This is a genomic window from Bacillus sp. CCB-MMP212 (assembly GCF_022748145.1).
GTDB classification, from domain to species: Bacteria; Bacillota; Bacilli; order Bacillales; family Bacillaceae_G; genus Bacillus_A; species Bacillus_A cereus.
This window is the reverse complement of sequence record NZ_JALDQE010000002.1, coordinates 436,301-451,734: the sequence shown is the minus strand read 5'-3', so window position 1 is coordinate 451,734 and position 15,434 is coordinate 436,301. Positions and strand designations below refer to the sequence as shown.

Here is a 15,434-nt window from a genome sequence, read left to right as displayed (position 1 = left end):
AAACCTCTCTATTTCAGAGAGGTTTTTTCCTTATCCATCTTTTCTAAATATGTTAACGCATCATCCAGCGTATCCACTGGTACAATTTTCATTTTTGTTTTAATGTCCTTTGCAGTCTCAAGTGCATCTTTATAGTTCGATTTCTCCGCTCCTTTTTCATTTGGCGCAAAGAACACCTCGGCCCCAGCATCGCTAGCAGCCACCACTTTTTGATTTATACCACCAATCGGGCCAACTTCTCCTTTTTCATTAATTGTACCTGTTCCAGCTATTTCATGTCCTTTTGTTAAGTCTTCTTCCACAAGTTGATTATATATTTCTAATGTGAACATTAAACCTGCGGATGGTCCACCAATTTCATGAGAATTAATTTTCACTTTCGGATCGACCACTAATTCTCTTTCCGTAACGATAGAAACACCTATACCGACACGTCCATTCCCATTAGGAATCGTCTTTACATTTAAATTTTCTTTCAATTGTTTTCCATTTCTCATGTACTCAATACTTACAGCATCGCTTTCTTTTTTCCCAGTCATATATTCAATAAATTGCTCCGTCTTTTCAAATGTTTTTCCATCAACAGCTATAATAACATCACCAAGCTTAAGCTTTCCTTCTGACGGCATTCCTTTTGCCACACCAGCAACTAATACACCTTTATTTTCAAAAGAAACGGAGCGATTTGCACGTTTATATGCATTATAAATTGCTGCATTTTGTGAATCTTTCATCGCATAATTTTGGCGAAATTGATATTCTTCATTACTCTCACCTTTTTGCAATATTTCTTCCGCTTTTGAAATATGTGTATATTTATTAAACTGTGCCGCTATTAAATTCACCACATTTGCTGGTCCCATTGAAACCGTAACAAGCATAAAATCACCAGATTCTTTCGTTCCACCCTCAACTTGAACGTAAGGCTCTAATTTGGCAGCCATTCCTGGTTTTGTTACATAATACGGTAAACGCACGTAAACAAGTAACATCGCCAATATAACCCCTATTAAGATTGCATATATAAACCGAAAACGCTTAAACATTATGTTTCTCCTTCCACTGCTCAATTAATAAATAAATATTTGAAACATGTTTTTCCGCTTCTACTTCTCCAACTCGAATAATGTCTTCAATGTTTGTAAAAGCACGTGAACTAAATTGCTCTACAGCTGGTCGCATCATTAAATCCGATGCAATTTGCCGATTCATTACAAGCTCATGCTGCATAATTTCTATACTTTGCATGATTACGTCATAAATGGACGTAACATCGCCATTCACCTTAATTGGAGACACATCCACAGCGATAACAATATCGGCCCCTAATTCTTTCACAACCGATACTGGGATACGATCAATAACCCCACCATCCACTAATAATCGTCCATCTATTTTTTCTGGTACAAACACTCCAGGAACAGATATGCTAGCCCTCACCGCATCTGCAACTGGTCCACTTGTAAAAACCACTTTTTCCCCCTTCAATATGTCAGTAGCCACAACAGCCGTTGGGATATCTAACTCTTCTAAATTTTTATTATATGTAAACATTTTAATCATATCTTTGACACGTTTTCCAGCAATAAATCCCATTTTCGGTACCGTGAAATCTAAATAATACTTCCGCTTGAAAACAGATGCCAATTTATACAATCTTTCAACGTTACTACTTGCCGCATAAAACGTACCTATTAGCGCCCCCATACTACTTCCTGCAATCATATGAATAGGGATACCAGCTTCCCTTAAAACCTTTATTACACCAATATGAGCAAACCCTTTCGCTCCTCCAGACCCAAGTGCTAAACCAATCTTTGGTTCTTTCATTTTTCTCACCCTTTAATTTTTTTCATTCCTTTTTCATACTTATGGTCTAAATTCACTACGTATCCACGTATACTGAAATGAACGTTTTTTGGGACAAAGGGGGATTTACTTACATGTATGAAAAATGGAAAACCGCTTTCCTTACCATATCAACGCTTTTTTTAACCTTTTCTCTTGTACTCCACCCCCAAGCCGCTTTACAAGCTTCTATTCGCGGGTTAAATATATGGTGGGAAGTTGTATTCCCTTCACTACTACCGTTTTTCATCATTGCGGAACTTCTAATTAGTATCGGTGTTGTAAAATTTATTGGCGTTATATTAGAACCACTCATGCGCCCACTTTTTCGCGTTCCAGGGATAGGTGGATTCGTTTGGGCAATGGGAATGGCTTCAGGTTTCCCTGCAGGCGCCAAACTAAGCGCTAGACTACGAAAAAGCAACCTTTTAACTCAGATTGAAGCGGAGCGCCTCGTTTCTTTCACAAATTCTTCTAATCCACTTTTTATTTTCGGTGCTGTGTCTATCGGTTTTTTTAATAATCCGAAATTAGGGATTATATTAGCGGCTGCCCATTATTTAAGTAACTTTGCTGTCGGATTAATTATGCGTTTTTACGGCCATAATATCGCTTACAAAAATAATACACACACTACAAAAAAACGCCGCTTTCAAAACCCTTTTTTAATTCTTCACGAGACACGCTTACAAGAAAAAAGACCAATCGGTAAATTACTTGGGGATGCTATCGTTTCTTCTATTCAAACATTACTTATGATTGGCGGATTTATTATTTTATTCTCTGTGTTAAATAAAATGATTACTGTATTCCACATTACAGCAGCTCTTTCTTTTATTATGCAACATATTTTATCATTCTTCCAACTAAGTACAGATTTTAGTATACCTATATTATCAGGTGTTTTCGAAATGACACTCGGAAGCCAAATGATTAGTCAAATAAATGAAACACCCCTCTTACAACAAGCTATGGTAACAAGCTTCATTTTAGCATTTAGCGGTCTTTCTATTCAGGCACAAGTTGCTAGCATATTAGCTGAAACAGACATCCGATTTAAACCCTATTTTTTCGCACGAATTATTCAAAGTATTCTTGCCCCTATTTTTACATTTATATTTTGGACACCATTTTATGAGAAAGTAAGTTCTTTCTCACCTATGCAAAAAGATATTCCTGTATTTTTATCCAAGCACCCTTCTATACTACATGAAATTTGGACATCTTTTATACATTACGGACCAATTTTTACATTATTTTGTCTATATTTATATGTTATTTTATTATTTTTTCGCACGTATAAAGAAAAACCCCGTTCACTTTAACGGGGTTTGAAACTTTTCTTTTAAAGCACGCTCTACAATAGGAGGCACAAGATCTACTACACTTCCTCCATACCTCGCAACTTCTTTCACAATACTCGAGCTTAAAAATGAATATTGGTTGTTTGTCATAATAAAAAATGTTTCAATATTTTCATCTAATTTTCGATTCATAGAAGTAATTTGCATCTCATATTCAAAATCAGAAACTGCTCGTAAACCACGTAATATTGCATTTGCATTACGCATTTTTGCATACTCTACTAACAGCCCACTATGCGAATCTACTTTTACATTCGGGATATCCTTTGTCGCTTCTCGAATTAGTTCTAATCGCTCTTCAACTGAAAAGAATGGTTTTTTAGATGAATTGTTTAAAACGACTACGTACACCTCATCAAATACTTTTGCTCCCCTTTTAATAATATCCAGATGCCCAAGGGTAATTGGATCAAAACTTCCTGAAGAAATAGCTATACTTGTCATTCTGTCCCCTCACCTTCATACTTATAAATCGATATTGCAGTAATCCCATAATTCTCAGCTCGTACTTTTACAAGCTTTCCTATTGAATCAGGTAAAACCACATCATTACCATGCTCTGCCATAATTAATCCATCACTATGTAGCAATCCATGTTGATCCATTACACTAATTAAAGATACAATTTTTTGCTCTTTATATGGTGGGTCTATTAATATAAGATCGAATGACATTTCACGTTTTATAAGCGCCTTTACTGCACGTTCCGCATCATTTCGATATACTTCAGCTTGTTCCTGTATTCTACAACTTTCTAAATTTTGATGAATTACTTTTATCGCTTTACTATCCCTATCAACAAAAATCGCTTTATCGATCCCTCTGCTCAAAGCCTCAATTCCAAGGCCACCACTACCACCAAATAAATCAAGGGCGATACCACCATCAAAATAAGGACCTATCATATTAAAAATAGATTCTTTTACTTTATCTGTCGTTGGACGTGTTGTATTACCAGGAACCGCTTTAAGTGGGTGTCCTTTACATTTTCCTGAAACTACTCTCATCTGTTGTCACTACCTTTATTTCAATCTATCGAGCGATTATAGAAAGCCATTCCCACTTCGGTAACCGTTAACAAATTACATTCACCAAAATATTAGAAAACTCAGCATCAAATAACCACTCATTATTTTTATGTATTCATCTCATCATTCACTAATATGAATCCAATATGTATATTAGTTCCACTTTATCTTTTTTATCCTATCACAAAATAAAAAAAAGAAAAATAAAAAGCCTGACATAAAATTTAATTTCATTATGTATATCTTCATTTAGATTGGACATAAATAATTATAACAACATCACCTTCGATGTTGTTGCCAACCGCGGAGAAGACTTACGTTTCCCCATAAGTTCTTCCTCCGGTTTCTCCTCTCCCTTTGCCTTCTTACTAGTACATGCTAGTATAAGAAGGGCCCTGCTATGCAGGGTTTTTTTTCTTTGTGTGCTTTTCATTTAAAAAGTGAAATGGTACAGTAAAAGAAAGAGGAGGAAAAAATATGATTCAACGCTTTATAGAACTCGGAGAAGGCTACTCTGATTTATATGAATTACTTGAAATTGCCAAAACAAATCAAGAACGTATAGCACATATGTTACAATTTGAAACGATAAAAAACGATAAAAAAGTGTGTTCGCTTGTTGTAATATTAAAACCAACTACTACTGGTGATTTCCAACCATTATACATATGTCGTGAAGGCATTCCTGTATTTGAAAATAAAAAAAGTAAACGTGTCATTTTATTTGAAGAAACGGCAGAGCAACTCGGAAAAAAAGTGGCTACTTTTACTGTAAAGCCATCTACAACTTTCCCAGAAAAAGAACTATTTTTTAATCATTTAATTGGTATTTTACGAATGAACAATTTCATTCCTCCGATGAAATAACACTTTATTTCAATTAAAAAATCCCCCGCTAAATTTAGCAGGGGATTTTTTCTATTAACTATAATCGTATTCTTTTGCTCGATCAGGACGGGAATTTTCAAATTCCGTTTTTAAATACGGGCGATACGACTGTTCTATCTTTTTCACAAAAGGAAGTTTGTTCAATTTATGCATCATATGCTCAATTTGTTCCATGTCACAATATACTACAGCATATTTTAATCGTTTTGATATGTAATGTATGTTACCATATTTCCTTAAAATCTTGGCATGTTTCAATGAATGTAAATAAACAATCATACTTTGTCGTTGCCCGAACATAATCTTCTCCATCTTCTCCTTTTAAAAACATATATTTTATATTCTATGAAAACCAATCAGAAATTTATAACATTACAGGACAAACTCTGTATACGTTTTCTTCCAACTTCTAAAAAACGGGGTACATCACCCCGTTTTTTTACAACCACAACCTCCGCCAGTACCACAACCTCCACCACAGCCACCAGCATCAAAGAATGGATTCCCTGTTGGCACTTTAATGGAAGAAGACACTTCCGAACCGATTGCTACACTAACTTCATCTAATAACTTCTGCAAAGCAGTTTCTGCTCTTTTAAAAGCTGCAACCTTATCATGTAAGTCCACAGAACGCTTTAATTCTCTCATTTTCATCGATACGGTAGTGTAGTCAGGATGGTATTTTCCAAAACGCTGTACTTCCTCATACCGTTCTTTCATCGCTGTAAATTGCTGAATTAACGTCTGAAGTTCCATATCTTCATGTAATTCTCTATAATACTTACGATAATCTTCTGCTATATCTGAACAGATAATCGCTTTTGCAAGCTGCTCTGCCTTATCTAATATTAATACGCTTTCTAGCGTCGCTACAATCATGAGAGACACCTCCGAGTATCCATCATACCACATTTAGATTAGAACTACTAATTGAAGTGACTTACTCAAAAGAAAGATATAATGAAACTATTTTCACACTATATCCGTACACACTTATACAGTAATATGTTCCGCTATATTATATTTAAGAACATCCCATTTCCCACTATTTTGTTTCACATAACTAATACACGCATTTTTTAATGGTGTCTTAAATGTAATTTCATCTGGTTCAATGGCATGTAAAATTGCTTTTATCGCGTGTGAGTGAGCAACAATAATAATACGTTTGCCAAAATGAGTTGTTGCAACATCTTCTAAAGCAGCAAAGCAACGAGCTACAATCTCTTCATCTTGCTCCATACCTTCTACTTTACCCTCAGCAATCAACTCTCTAACAGTCGCAACTGGCTTCCCTGAAGCTTCTCCAAAATTCCGTTCAACAAATCGATCATCTAATAAAATCGATTGTAATCCAGCCGCCTTTGCGATTTCATTAGCCGTTTCTTGCGCTCTAATTAACGGGCTACTTATAATGATATCCCACGTTTCTTCTTGTAAAGCAGCTGCACTTTGACTCGCTTGCTTCTTACCAACTTCATTAAGCGGAATATCTTCTCGCCCCTGAATAATTTCTTGAAAATTCCAATCAGTTTGTCCATGTCGTACTAAACAAATTTCCGTCATGCTGCAACTCCTTTTTAAATAATCAATCTCTATTGTAACAAAAGTTCTGCATGACGGACATATTTTTCACTTGTAATTAGGTTGCATTTTGTTGCTTCATATACTGAAACATATCAATCATGATCGAAGCAACAGCCAATTGATTTTGAAATTTTTCCACTTTATCTGGTATTGTTTTTTTGAAATGTTGCATCGCCGCTAACTCAAAAGCCTCTTTTTCTTCAGGATTTCGTGTTAATTTTCTATACCAGTACGGTTGCTCTCTAATATAGCGAGATAAATCCTCATCAGCCTTTATAAACTCCATAATTTCTGCTCTCATCATCTTTCCCCCCTAATCCTTTTGAAAGAAAAACGGGTTATTTTCTGAAGTACTTTGTTCTTGCTGCGTACGGTTACCTTGAAATTGCTGAATAACTTGTTGCACGCTCCCAATAGCACTCGTCACATTAGCTAAATGGTTCTGCATTTGTTCCACGTCCAACTTTTTAAAAAAAGAAAGCATTTGCCCCATCACATCAGCAGTTTTTTCCTCTTCAGTTCGATTATCTTTTTCTTTTTTATTTTCTTTTACCGAAGAAAACGCAGGCGCTCCATCCGGTCTATAAGTTGCCCATATTGGATCTTCTTCACCAAGTAAGTACCATTCTTCATAAAATTGTTGCCAAGTTTTGTGACCACTTCTAACCTCATGAACCATTTTAGGGTGATGGTTTACAAATTCTTTAAACTGTTGAACCGATGGATGTAACGGCCCTTTTGTTGTTGGCATAATCCTCACCTCTCCATGTATATCTACTATATAGTAAGAAAAAAAAGGCGCATGGTTCGCCTATTTTTAGACGATTCATGCACCTTTTTTTCTGCTATTTGCATACGGTCAGATTCCCACCTACAATTCAGTGAATACGAAGTAACTAATTAGGTGATGTAACACCCCACCGCTTACAGTTTCGCTTTATTTTCGAATAAAGTTTTGTGTATAAAATTTATCGTATACACCAACACCTAATCCTGTAAATTGTTCATTTAATAAATTCTTTCTATGCCCCTCACTATTTAACCAACCTTGCACTGCCGCAATTCCATCACTATGTTGCGCCGCTATGTTCTCACCAGCAAGTTGAAATCCTACTTTCCCGCGCTGCAAACGATCTCCTAGCGTACCTAATGTAGGTGAGTCATGAGAAAAATAATTATTGTCTTTCATATCTTTACTGTGACCAACAGCAACATCTGCCGTTTCCTGATCCCATGTTAATAATGGTAATTTATGACGACTTCGAATGATATTTGTTAAATCAAAAATTTGTTGCATATTCCCATTTTCTACTTGTTTTATCTTTTCTGGAGTCAATGGTTGTTCTGCTATTAATTCACCTGAATAAACGAGCTGATATGGTCTTTGGCGTAATAAAGTTTCGTCATCCATATAACGAACACCCACAAGCTCATGTGTAAATTGATCAAAATACAATTGCGCCCATCCATCTTCTACAGGTATTAACGGTTGTTCCATGACTTCGGTATCAGATAGTTCAAATTGATAACTATTTTTCCCTCTTTTTAATGAAATTTCATGCGAAAGCGGACTTTTTTTATATACTTCTTCATATTTTTCATTTATATAATAAGGTGGAACCTTAACTTGTTCACCAGCAGCGTACGCCGTTATAACTTTACGTTCAGAAACTCCGAATTGAACATACTGAGTTAAATCCTGATTGTATACCCACCATTCATATCCGTATGCAGATGGCTCTATTCGAGAGGGTTCTCCCCACTTCGCTAATAAATTTTCAGAGTCTTCACCAATCATATTTAAAACAGTGTCTGAGGAGTCTTCCTTAATTTGCTTTTTCTTTTTCACAATTTTATTTTCTTGCTTTGATTGAGATGGGGTTAATATATATTGTGAAACGAGTAATTTCCCGTATAAATCAACAGCTAAAATTAAAATTGTAATCATTACGATACGCAATAATTTCTTCAAACGATATACCTCCTGAACAAAACATAAAATTGAGATATACACAAATCCTTTTCTTTCTTTTTGTGTGTACCGTACTCTTTTCACTATATCATATTTTTGTGAAAAAAGTCTGGATTATCCCTTTTCTCTCAATATGAATTGCACTTTCTTATTATTCATACTATTATAAAAATAATGGTGTAACATTAAAAAAGGAGGTATTATATGCAATTTACAAATACGAAATTTAATGGAGCCGTCGTTGAATTAACTCTTTTAACTGAAATCATGGAAAACAACCACTTCGTACTTGCTGGACAGTGGGATTATGAACGGGTTACATACGATTATAAATTTGAAATATTAAAGGATGTTTATTATTTGCGAGTGCAAGGCGTTGCTGTTGAAGGTGACATTGGCAGTAGACACGCTGAAGTAAAACTACTCCCTCCCTTATTAGGAAAACATTATTATCCTCACGGCGTTGAATATGGCGATGATGAGACTTTCCCAACGAATGTACTTCAAAAAAGTGAACAACTCCTACAAAATGTCGAAAAAGAGTTAAAAGAACTTCAAATTATTGATTAACAAAAACAAGCGCATCAATATGATGCGCTTGTTTTTTCCCTCCCCTAAGAATGAATCGTTTTTTTTACTGGATATCCATAAATAGATCCATCTTTTACTTTAATCTCATCTTCCCAAGGAACCTTATATTTACCTTCAGCTAAATCTTTTACAAACGTATATGGATTTTCTTTCACCCCACCAGGAGTTGCTACATATCCTCTTGAACCTAGATTATATATATTATTTTCTAATCCCCATCCTAATCTAGCCTGATCTGCTAGTTCTGGATATACTTCAGCAGTAACAATCTCCCAAGGATTTCGATGCCCCTGTACTAAAGTAGTCCCATCAAAATTACATACTTGTCCTTCACCAAAGTAATAAAATACACCATCATAACCCGCTAAGTTTACCGACAATGTATACATTAAATTCTGCCATGCATTTGAACGATTGGTTAGCATCCATTGTTCACTAACTTGTGTGCTATACCCAGAAATACGAATCAAGACATTTGCACCTTTATAGGCCGCTTCACGAGCTACTTCAGGGAACATGCCATCATGACAAATACAAACAGCTAATTTACTTCCTCCAGGTCCATCACAAACAGGTAAGCCTAAATCTCCAGCTTTCCAAGGCTCGACTGGCACCCAAGGATTTAGCTTACGATACTTCAAAATCATTTCACCTTGTGGATCAATAATAACTGCTGTATTATATGGCTCTCCACCATCAGGGTTTTTTTCCATTATTGAAAAAACACCATATACTTCAGATTCCTTACATGCCTCAGCAAATAAGTCTGTTTCTGGCCCAGGCACTGTACATAAAAATTCTTCTGTAGTCCATTTTTTTGTATTGAGCCCTTGTGTACTATATTCAGGAAATACTATCAATTCTAATCCAGGGTAACCTGATTTGGTCGAATGAATTGTTTTTATGATTTGTTGAATTTGTTTATCAATGTCTGCACGTGACTCTACTACTGGTACTGGATATTGAATTAGCGCTGTCAAAAAACCACTAATCGGCTTTACCATACTTCCACTACTACCCATTTAAATTCCCCCTTAAAATAGTTCGTATTTATTAAAGATAACAATATATATTTGTAACTCTCTAAAAAACTTGCACTACATATGGAATTATTGCGTATGAAAGCTAGTAGTAAATTTTATATCCACTTTTAGTACACGCCTACACTAACTTAACATAAATAATTAGAAAATTCAATTTTTTACAAAAAGCTAAAACTAAAAAAGAAAAAGCGTATGGAATCCCATACACTTTTTTTACTTAGTTTGTAAATACGGCGGCAATTGCTGTAACTGCTCCTTATCCTTTTCACGTTCTCTACGTGCCCATCTAAAGAATACATAGCCTATAATTGTACCGTACACTATTTCCTGGACAATTTTCATTATGATACCACCAGTTTGCTGGTCTTGTACTACTGGCATCCAGTGCAAAAATTCCGGTCCCGTTATATTTAAATCTGATAAAGTGCCCGCTGGTACACATAGTTCCATCGCTTTCATCCAAGCAGCCGGATCCGTATACGTTGCAAATAACGGGGCTGTCGCAAAAATTATTAACGCACAAGCTGGCGTTAATAATATACCATTAGCAAACATGTAACCAAGTTTCTTTATATCACTTAACGTTTGATATTCTGGTAATGGATTTAACATCGGCCACCACATCATGATTGCTGTAAAAAACAATATAGCGAGACAAATAGGATGAGCAATTTGACTTTGTTTTACCGTATCAAAAACAACTGGTAAATGATAAAAAGAAAACAGGCCGTTAAATACAAACAACGCAATAAGTGGTTTAGCAAATACCTTTAATATAATTTGAACGAACTTAAAAGAAGTAATGTAACGATATAACCAAGTTGGTATACCAAGCAACAGTAACGGTGGAACTGCAATATACATGACTGCCATTTCAAACATATGAGCACTAAATATAATATGACCAATTAAATCAATAGGCCCTCCCTTTACAAAATACAAAAGAACAATACCAGTCGTAAAATAAAAAATTTGCTTCTTACTTACCTTCGTCGCATTTTCAAATCGCATTCTATAAGGTCCAATAATTAAGAAGTACCCAATAAGAATCGAAAGCATAAATAATAAAAAAATTGGACTCCATAAAGCCTGAAAACCAAATATCCACAAGTTACTCATTTTCACACCTACCTTCGTAAGGTTATCCCATAATATGAAGAGGGAGCTGTGACAACACAAGCTCCCTTATATTTCACTTTTCAAATCCACACAATTGTCATAAAAGCTAAAATTGTAATTAAACCTATTAGCAGGCCAGAGTAAAGAAAGAAACTTGCTGCTTCATGTCCTTTATGGCTCATATGCATAAAATAATACAATTGAAAAATTACTTGTACCACTGCTAATAGTAAAATAAATGGCACAGAGAAAGTCGGACTAAAAGTTTTTGGATACGCCACTGCTACAAATGCAACTAATGTTAAAAAAATCATTAATGCAAACGTAATAACTTGATGCTTCATTTCCTCCGCACTTTTTCTCTTCCGATAAACAAGATCAACTTTAGGATTATTTGTTTGCTTTATCGCCATTGTTTATCCCACCATTCCCATTAAATATACTACAGTGAAAATAAACACCCAAACTACGTCAATAAAGTGCCAATAAATTGATGCAACATAAAACTTCGGTGCATTGTATAAATTTAGACCTCTCTTCGCATTTCTAAAGATTAATGTTAAAATCCAACACAACCCAAACAATACGTGGAGTCCATGTGTACCAACAAGAGCATAAAATGCAGAGCCAAACGCACTACTTCTCATAGTATGCTTAAATTCATGTGTATAATGATAAAACTCATATATCTCAAACCCTAAAAATCCTAAACCTAGCAATACAGTTACTAGTAACCAAAGTTGCATTTTCTTAAAGTTAAAGTTTTTCATGTGATACATCGCATATACACTTGTTAAGCTACTCGTTAATAAAAGCATCGTCATAATGAAAACGAGTGGCATTTGGAACATTTCTTGAGATGTTGGTCCACCATTTGTAGAATTCTTTAATGCTAAATATGTTCCGAATAAGGAAGCGAACAACACTGTTTCGCCTCCAAGAAATAACCAAAAACCGACAAACTTATTTTTCCCTTCAAGGGTTGCTTTTTCAGGCTCTGCTGGAAATGTTTCATTCGTTAATTTTTCATCTACATGCATTACGCCTTGCCCCCCTTATCATCTAAATCTTCCTTATGAATATGGTATCCATGATCATCGATTACTGAACGTAGGAACATTGCGCCAAATGTAATGATTAAACCAATAATTGCTACTAATAACCAGAACTTATCTTTTCCGCCCTGCATATACATTGCACCAAATGCCGCTATAAACAATCCGAAAGAAATGACAAATGGTGAAAACGAAGGATTTGGCATATGAATATCACCAATTGGTTCCGCTGCTGTCATCTCTTTATTACCTTCACGTTTTTCAATCCAAAACGGATCTAATCCGCGAACAAATGGTAGTTGTTTAAAGTTATATTCTGGTGTCGGTGCTGGCATCGTCCATTCTAATGTACGTGCATCCCACGGATCACGACCAGCTTTTTCTTTTGATACTGTCGTTTTAATTACATTGAATAGAAGAACAATCGTCCCAAGAGCCATAAACACCGCTCCGATAGAACTAATCATATTCCCCATTTCCAACCCTTGCCCTTCAAGATATGTGTAGTAACGGCGCGGCATACCAATCAAGCCAAGGAAATGCTGAATAAAGAACGTTAAATGGAAACCGATAAAGAATAGCCAAAACGTTATCTTTCCTAATGTTTCATTTAATACTTTATTAAACATCAGTGGCCAATAATAATGAGCTCCTGCAAGTAAACCAAATACAACACCGCCAACGATTACATAATGAAAATGTGCTACTACGAAATAATTATCATGAAATTGATAATCAGCTGGTGCAGATGCTAGCATAACCCCTGTAACTCCACCCATGACGAATGATGGAATGAAAGCTACTGCCCACATCATCGGTGTCGTAAAACGAATATTTCCGCCCCACATTGTAAAGAGCCAGTTGAATATTTTGATACCAGTCGGAACCGCAATCGCCATTGTTGCAACTGAGAAAATAGCATTAGCAACTGGACCAAGTCCAACAGTAAACATATGATGCGCCCATACCATAAATCCTAAAAATCCAATTAATACAGTCGCAAACACCATCGATGAATAACCAAACAATCGTTTTTTCGAAAATGTCGCGAAGATTTCTGAGAATATTCCGAAAGCTGGGAGTATAAGAATGTATACTTCTGGATGACCGAAAATCCAGAATAAATGCTCCCATATAATTGTATTCCCACCCAATGCTGGATTAAAGAAACTTGTTCCAAATAAACGATCTAACATTAAAAGTCCTAATCCTACAGTTAACGGTGGAAAAGCGAATAATATAAGCGAAGATGTTACAAATGTCGTCCATGTAAACATCGGCATACGCATATACGTCATTCCTGGCGCACGCATATTAATAATGGTGACAAGGAAGTTAATCCCTCCAATTAATGTACCAATACCTGAGATTTGCAAACCGAGTACATAGAAATCAACACCATGACCTTTAGAGGCTAAAGCTAAAGATGCATAAGATGTCCATCCTGCATCAGGTGCTCCACCTAAAAACCAACTTAAATTTAAAAATACTCCACCAAAGAAAAATAACCAAAATCCGAGTGAATTCAAAAACGGGAACGCTACATCACGTGCACCAATTTGAAGTGGTACAGCGGCGTTCATAAATGCAAACACGAGTGGCATAGCTGCGAGGAAAATCATTGTTGTACCGTGCATCGTCAATACTTGATTATAAGCATCCCCAACAAGAAAAGCGTTGTTAGGAATCGCTAATTGAAGGCGAATAAATAGAGCTTCTATTCCGCCTATTACAAAAAACAATCCACCTGCAATTAAATAGAGAATGGCAATCTTTTTATGGTCTACTGTCGTTAAATAATCCCATATGACAGCACCCATCCCCTGTTTTTTTGCTACAGAACTCACGTTTTCAACCTCCCCTTCGCGAATAATCCCTCTTTACTTTTCAACTTTTAACGTTTGTAAGTATGCATTTAATGCATCAATTTGATCATCCGTTAAGTTGCCATATTTGCCAGTCATTTTGTTTCCTGGCTTCATATTTTCAGGATCTTTCAGCCATTTTTTTAAGTTTTCTTCATTGTTTTCGGCAATACCGGCAACCATATCGCGATCCGCAAAGTTTGCTAAGTTTGGTGCGATACGAGCGGAAGGTGGTCTACTATCATTAGATCCAACTGCGTGACAACCAATACAGCTTTTATTAAATATTTCTTGGCCCTCTTGCGCCTTTGTTGAAGCTACTTCTTTCTTCCCATCAATCTTCTTCATATCAGCAAGCCAATTTTTGTACTCGCTTTCATCTAAAGCTTTCACTTTAAATTGCATTAAAGAATGTGATGGGCCGCAAAATTCTGTACAAAAACCATTATAAGTGCCCGATTTATCTGCCTTTAACCACATTTTGTTCACATTGTCTGTATTTGTATCCATTTTCCCAGCTAAAGATGGAACCCAAAATGAGTGTTTAATATCGGCACCCTTCAAATTTAAATACACTTTCTTACCTGTGGGGATGACTAAATCTTGCGAAGTTACTATCTTTTCTGATTTATAAGAAAATTCCCACCAATAAAGATTCGCTGTTACATCAACAACGATAGTATCTTTATCAATATTCTTTTTCTCCATCGCACTTACATCAGCAAGTTTGAATGTATATGTAACCGTTGGAACAGCTAAGATTAGTAAAAGAATAATCGGAATAACTGTCCATATAATTTCTAGCTTGTGATTTCCTTCAACTTGCTCTGGAATATAATCTTCCTGACCTTTCTTTTGTCGGAAACGCACAATTACATACAAGAAAATAATAGTAACTACTAGTACTACTCCTACCATGATTGCACTCGCCAGTAGAAGTAAATCATATTGCATTTTTGCTACTTCTCCTTGCGGAATTAAAGTAGATTGAAAGGCTTTACCGCATCCCCCTAACAGTAAAGCCAGCAGTGAAACGAACGAAAGCAGTCGCCACTGTTTCTTCATACAAACAAC

At 35.8% G+C, this 15,434-nt stretch carries 19 protein-coding genes; 3 read left to right on the top strand and 16 right to left on the bottom strand.

The genetic code is table 11. The features are described from left to right. Window positions 1-8 precede the first annotated feature (8 nt). Both MRP26_RS07225 and MRP26_RS07220 read right to left on the bottom strand, forming a co-directional pair. Window positions 9-1,046, bottom strand: coding sequence for a SepM family pheromone-processing serine protease (locus tag MRP26_RS07225; RefSeq protein WP_053563741.1), 1,038 nt, complete (start codon window positions 1,044-1,046; stop codon window positions 9-11). Further along, the gene (locus MRP26_RS07220; protein WP_000662590.1) at window positions 1,039-1,830 is read right to left on the bottom strand and encodes a patatin-like phospholipase family protein; all 792 of its coding nucleotides are present in this window, start codon (window positions 1,828-1,830) and stop codon (window positions 1,039-1,041) included. Before MRP26_RS07220 ends, MRP26_RS07225 begins: the two co-directional genes overlap by 8 nt. 113 nt (window positions 1,831-1,943) lie before the next feature. On the opposite strand from MRP26_RS07220, the gene ylbJ reads away from it, so the two are divergent. Then, window positions 1,944-3,173, top strand: a complete 1,230-nt coding sequence (gene ylbJ, locus MRP26_RS07215; protein WP_098678932.1) for a sporulation integral membrane protein YlbJ — start codon at window positions 1,944-1,946, stop codon at window positions 3,171-3,173. On the opposite strand, the gene coaD is transcribed toward ylbJ, so the two are convergent. Both coaD and rsmD read right to left on the bottom strand, forming a co-directional pair. Further along, entirely contained in the window at window positions 3,165-3,656 is a 492-nt protein-coding gene (gene coaD, locus MRP26_RS07210; RefSeq protein WP_000200601.1) for a pantetheine-phosphate adenylyltransferase, read from the bottom strand. The two genes, ylbJ and coaD, sit on opposite strands and share 9 nt — an antisense overlap. Next, a complete protein-coding gene (gene rsmD / locus MRP26_RS07205; RefSeq protein ID WP_001266976.1) occupies window positions 3,653-4,219 on the bottom strand; it encodes a 16S rRNA (guanine(966)-N(2))-methyltransferase RsmD in 567 nt (188 codons plus the stop codon). The genes coaD and rsmD overlap by 4 nt, the downstream gene beginning before the upstream one ends. A gap of 498 nt (window positions 4,220-4,717) precedes the next feature. Between rsmD and MRP26_RS07200 the strand changes: the two genes are divergently transcribed. Then, window positions 4,718-5,107, top strand: coding sequence for a DUF7147 family protein (locus MRP26_RS07200; RefSeq protein ID WP_000616017.1), 390 nt, complete (start codon window positions 4,718-4,720; stop codon window positions 5,105-5,107). 54 nt (window positions 5,108-5,161) lie between these two features. Here the strand turns inward: MRP26_RS07200 and MRP26_RS07195 are convergent, their stop codons facing one another. The 6 genes from MRP26_RS07195 to MRP26_RS07170 form a co-directional block, all read right to left on the bottom strand. Further along, window positions 5,162-5,428, bottom strand: coding sequence for a YlbG family protein (locus MRP26_RS07195; protein ID WP_002082261.1), 267 nt, complete (start codon window positions 5,426-5,428; stop codon window positions 5,162-5,164). Between the two features lie 126 nt (window positions 5,429-5,554). After that, the gene (locus tag MRP26_RS07190) at window positions 5,555-6,007 is read right to left on the bottom strand and encodes a YlbF/YmcA family competence regulator (protein ID WP_000634366.1); all 453 of its coding nucleotides are present in this window, start codon (window positions 6,005-6,007) and stop codon (window positions 5,555-5,557) included. A gap of 114 nt (window positions 6,008-6,121) precedes the next feature. After that, complete coding sequence (locus tag MRP26_RS07185) at window positions 6,122-6,694, bottom strand: histidine phosphatase family protein (protein WP_053563739.1); 573 nt, start codon at window positions 6,692-6,694, stop codon at window positions 6,122-6,124. 76 nt (window positions 6,695-6,770) lie between these two features. Beyond that, window positions 6,771-7,016, bottom strand: a complete 246-nt coding sequence (locus tag MRP26_RS07180; RefSeq protein WP_001200990.1) for a YlbE-like family protein — start codon at window positions 7,014-7,016, stop codon at window positions 6,771-6,773. A gap of 12 nt (window positions 7,017-7,028) precedes the next feature. Continuing rightward, window positions 7,029-7,466, bottom strand: coding sequence for a YlbD family protein (locus MRP26_RS07175; RefSeq protein WP_001143346.1), 438 nt, complete (start codon window positions 7,464-7,466; stop codon window positions 7,029-7,031). 186 nt (window positions 7,467-7,652) lie between these two features. Further along, on the bottom strand, window positions 7,653-8,687 hold the full coding sequence (locus MRP26_RS07170) for a CAP domain-containing protein (protein WP_000735387.1): 1,035 nt from the start codon (window positions 8,685-8,687) through the stop codon (window positions 7,653-7,655). Between the two features lie 204 nt (window positions 8,688-8,891). Here MRP26_RS07170 and MRP26_RS07165 point away from each other — a divergent pair, with 204 nt between their 5' ends. After that, on the top strand, window positions 8,892-9,257 hold the full coding sequence (locus MRP26_RS07165) for a YugN family protein (protein WP_001160948.1): 366 nt from the start codon (window positions 8,892-8,894) through the stop codon (window positions 9,255-9,257). A 44-nt stretch (window positions 9,258-9,301) separates the two neighbouring features. On the opposite strand, the gene MRP26_RS07160 is transcribed toward MRP26_RS07165, so the two are convergent. The 6 genes from MRP26_RS07160 to coxB all read right to left on the bottom strand — a co-directional run bounded on the left by MRP26_RS07160 (window position 9,302) and on the right by coxB (window position 15,425). Continuing rightward, on the bottom strand, window positions 9,302-10,300 hold the full coding sequence (locus MRP26_RS07160) for a formamidase (protein WP_065229293.1): 999 nt from the start codon (window positions 10,298-10,300) through the stop codon (window positions 9,302-9,304). A 234-nt stretch (window positions 10,301-10,534) separates the two neighbouring features. After that, window positions 10,535-11,440 (bottom strand): cytochrome c oxidase assembly factor CtaG, encoded by a 906-nt coding sequence (ctaG, locus tag MRP26_RS07155; RefSeq protein ID WP_000069031.1) that lies wholly within the window; start codon window positions 11,438-11,440, stop codon window positions 10,535-10,537. An 80-nt stretch (window positions 11,441-11,520) separates the two neighbouring features. After that, window positions 11,521-11,853 (bottom strand): cytochrome c oxidase subunit IVB, encoded by a 333-nt coding sequence (ctaF, locus tag MRP26_RS07150; protein WP_000985703.1) that lies wholly within the window; start codon window positions 11,851-11,853, stop codon window positions 11,521-11,523. A gap of 3 nt (window positions 11,854-11,856) precedes the next feature. Then, complete coding sequence (gene ctaE / locus MRP26_RS07145) at window positions 11,857-12,480, bottom strand: cytochrome c oxidase subunit III (RefSeq protein ID WP_000557861.1); 624 nt, start codon at window positions 12,478-12,480, stop codon at window positions 11,857-11,859. Continuing rightward, the gene (gene ctaD / locus MRP26_RS07140) at window positions 12,480-14,315 is read right to left on the bottom strand and encodes a cytochrome c oxidase subunit I (RefSeq protein ID WP_170924972.1); all 1,836 of its coding nucleotides are present in this window, start codon (window positions 14,313-14,315) and stop codon (window positions 12,480-12,482) included. Before ctaD ends, ctaE begins: the two co-directional genes overlap by 1 nt. A 60-nt stretch (window positions 14,316-14,375) precedes the next feature. Next, on the bottom strand, window positions 14,376-15,425 hold the full coding sequence (gene coxB / locus MRP26_RS07135; protein WP_000745273.1) for a cytochrome c oxidase subunit II: 1,050 nt from the start codon (window positions 15,423-15,425) through the stop codon (window positions 14,376-14,378). Window positions 15,426-15,434 lie beyond the last annotated feature (9 nt).

Excerpts from the sequence above, each read along its gene's own strand:
- MRP26_RS07225 (WP_053563741.1), bottom strand. The coding sequence starts at position 1,046 with ATGTTTAAGCGTTTTCGGTTTATATATGCAATCTTAATAGGGGTTATA.
- MRP26_RS07220 (WP_000662590.1), bottom strand. The coding sequence starts at position 1,830 with ATGAAAGAACCAAAGATTGGTTTAGCACTTGGGTCTGGAGGAGCGAAA.
- ylbJ (WP_098678932.1), top strand. The coding sequence starts at position 1,944 with ATGTATGAAAAATGGAAAACCGCTTTCCTTACCATATCAACGCTTTTT.
- coaD (WP_000200601.1), bottom strand. The coding sequence starts at position 3,656 with ATGACAAGTATAGCTATTTCTTCAGGAAGTTTTGATCCAATTACCCTT.
- rsmD (WP_001266976.1), bottom strand. The coding sequence starts at position 4,219 with ATGAGAGTAGTTTCAGGAAAATGTAAAGGACACCCACTTAAAGCGGTT.
- MRP26_RS07200 (WP_000616017.1), top strand. The coding sequence starts at position 4,718 with ATGATTCAACGCTTTATAGAACTCGGAGAAGGCTACTCTGATTTATAT.
- MRP26_RS07195 (WP_002082261.1), bottom strand. The coding sequence starts at position 5,428 with ATGTTCGGGCAACGACAAAGTATGATTGTTTATTTACATTCATTGAAA.
- MRP26_RS07190 (WP_000634366.1), bottom strand. The coding sequence starts at position 6,007 with ATGATTGTAGCGACGCTAGAAAGCGTATTAATATTAGATAAGGCAGAG.
- MRP26_RS07185 (WP_053563739.1), bottom strand. The coding sequence starts at position 6,694 with ATGACGGAAATTTGTTTAGTACGACATGGACAAACTGATTGGAATTTT.
- MRP26_RS07180 (WP_001200990.1), bottom strand. The coding sequence starts at position 7,016 with ATGAGAGCAGAAATTATGGAGTTTATAAAGGCTGATGAGGATTTATCT.
- MRP26_RS07175 (WP_001143346.1), bottom strand. The coding sequence starts at position 7,466 with ATGCCAACAACAAAAGGGCCGTTACATCCATCGGTTCAACAGTTTAAA.
- MRP26_RS07165 (WP_001160948.1), top strand. The coding sequence starts at position 8,892 with ATGCAATTTACAAATACGAAATTTAATGGAGCCGTCGTTGAATTAACT.
- MRP26_RS07160 (WP_065229293.1), bottom strand. The coding sequence starts at position 10,300 with ATGGGTAGTAGTGGAAGTATGGTAAAGCCGATTAGTGGTTTTTTGACA.
- ctaG (WP_000069031.1), bottom strand. The coding sequence starts at position 11,440 with ATGAGTAACTTGTGGATATTTGGTTTTCAGGCTTTATGGAGTCCAATT.
- ctaF (WP_000985703.1), bottom strand. The coding sequence starts at position 11,853 with ATGGCGATAAAGCAAACAAATAATCCTAAAGTTGATCTTGTTTATCGG.
- ctaE (WP_000557861.1), bottom strand. The coding sequence starts at position 12,480 with ATGCATGTAGATGAAAAATTAACGAATGAAACATTTCCAGCAGAGCCT.
- ctaD (WP_170924972.1), bottom strand. The coding sequence starts at position 14,315 with ATGGGTGCTGTCATATGGGATTATTTAACGACAGTAGACCATAAAAAG.
- coxB (WP_000745273.1), bottom strand. The coding sequence starts at position 15,425 with ATGAAGAAACAGTGGCGACTGCTTTCGTTCGTTTCACTGCTGGCTTTA.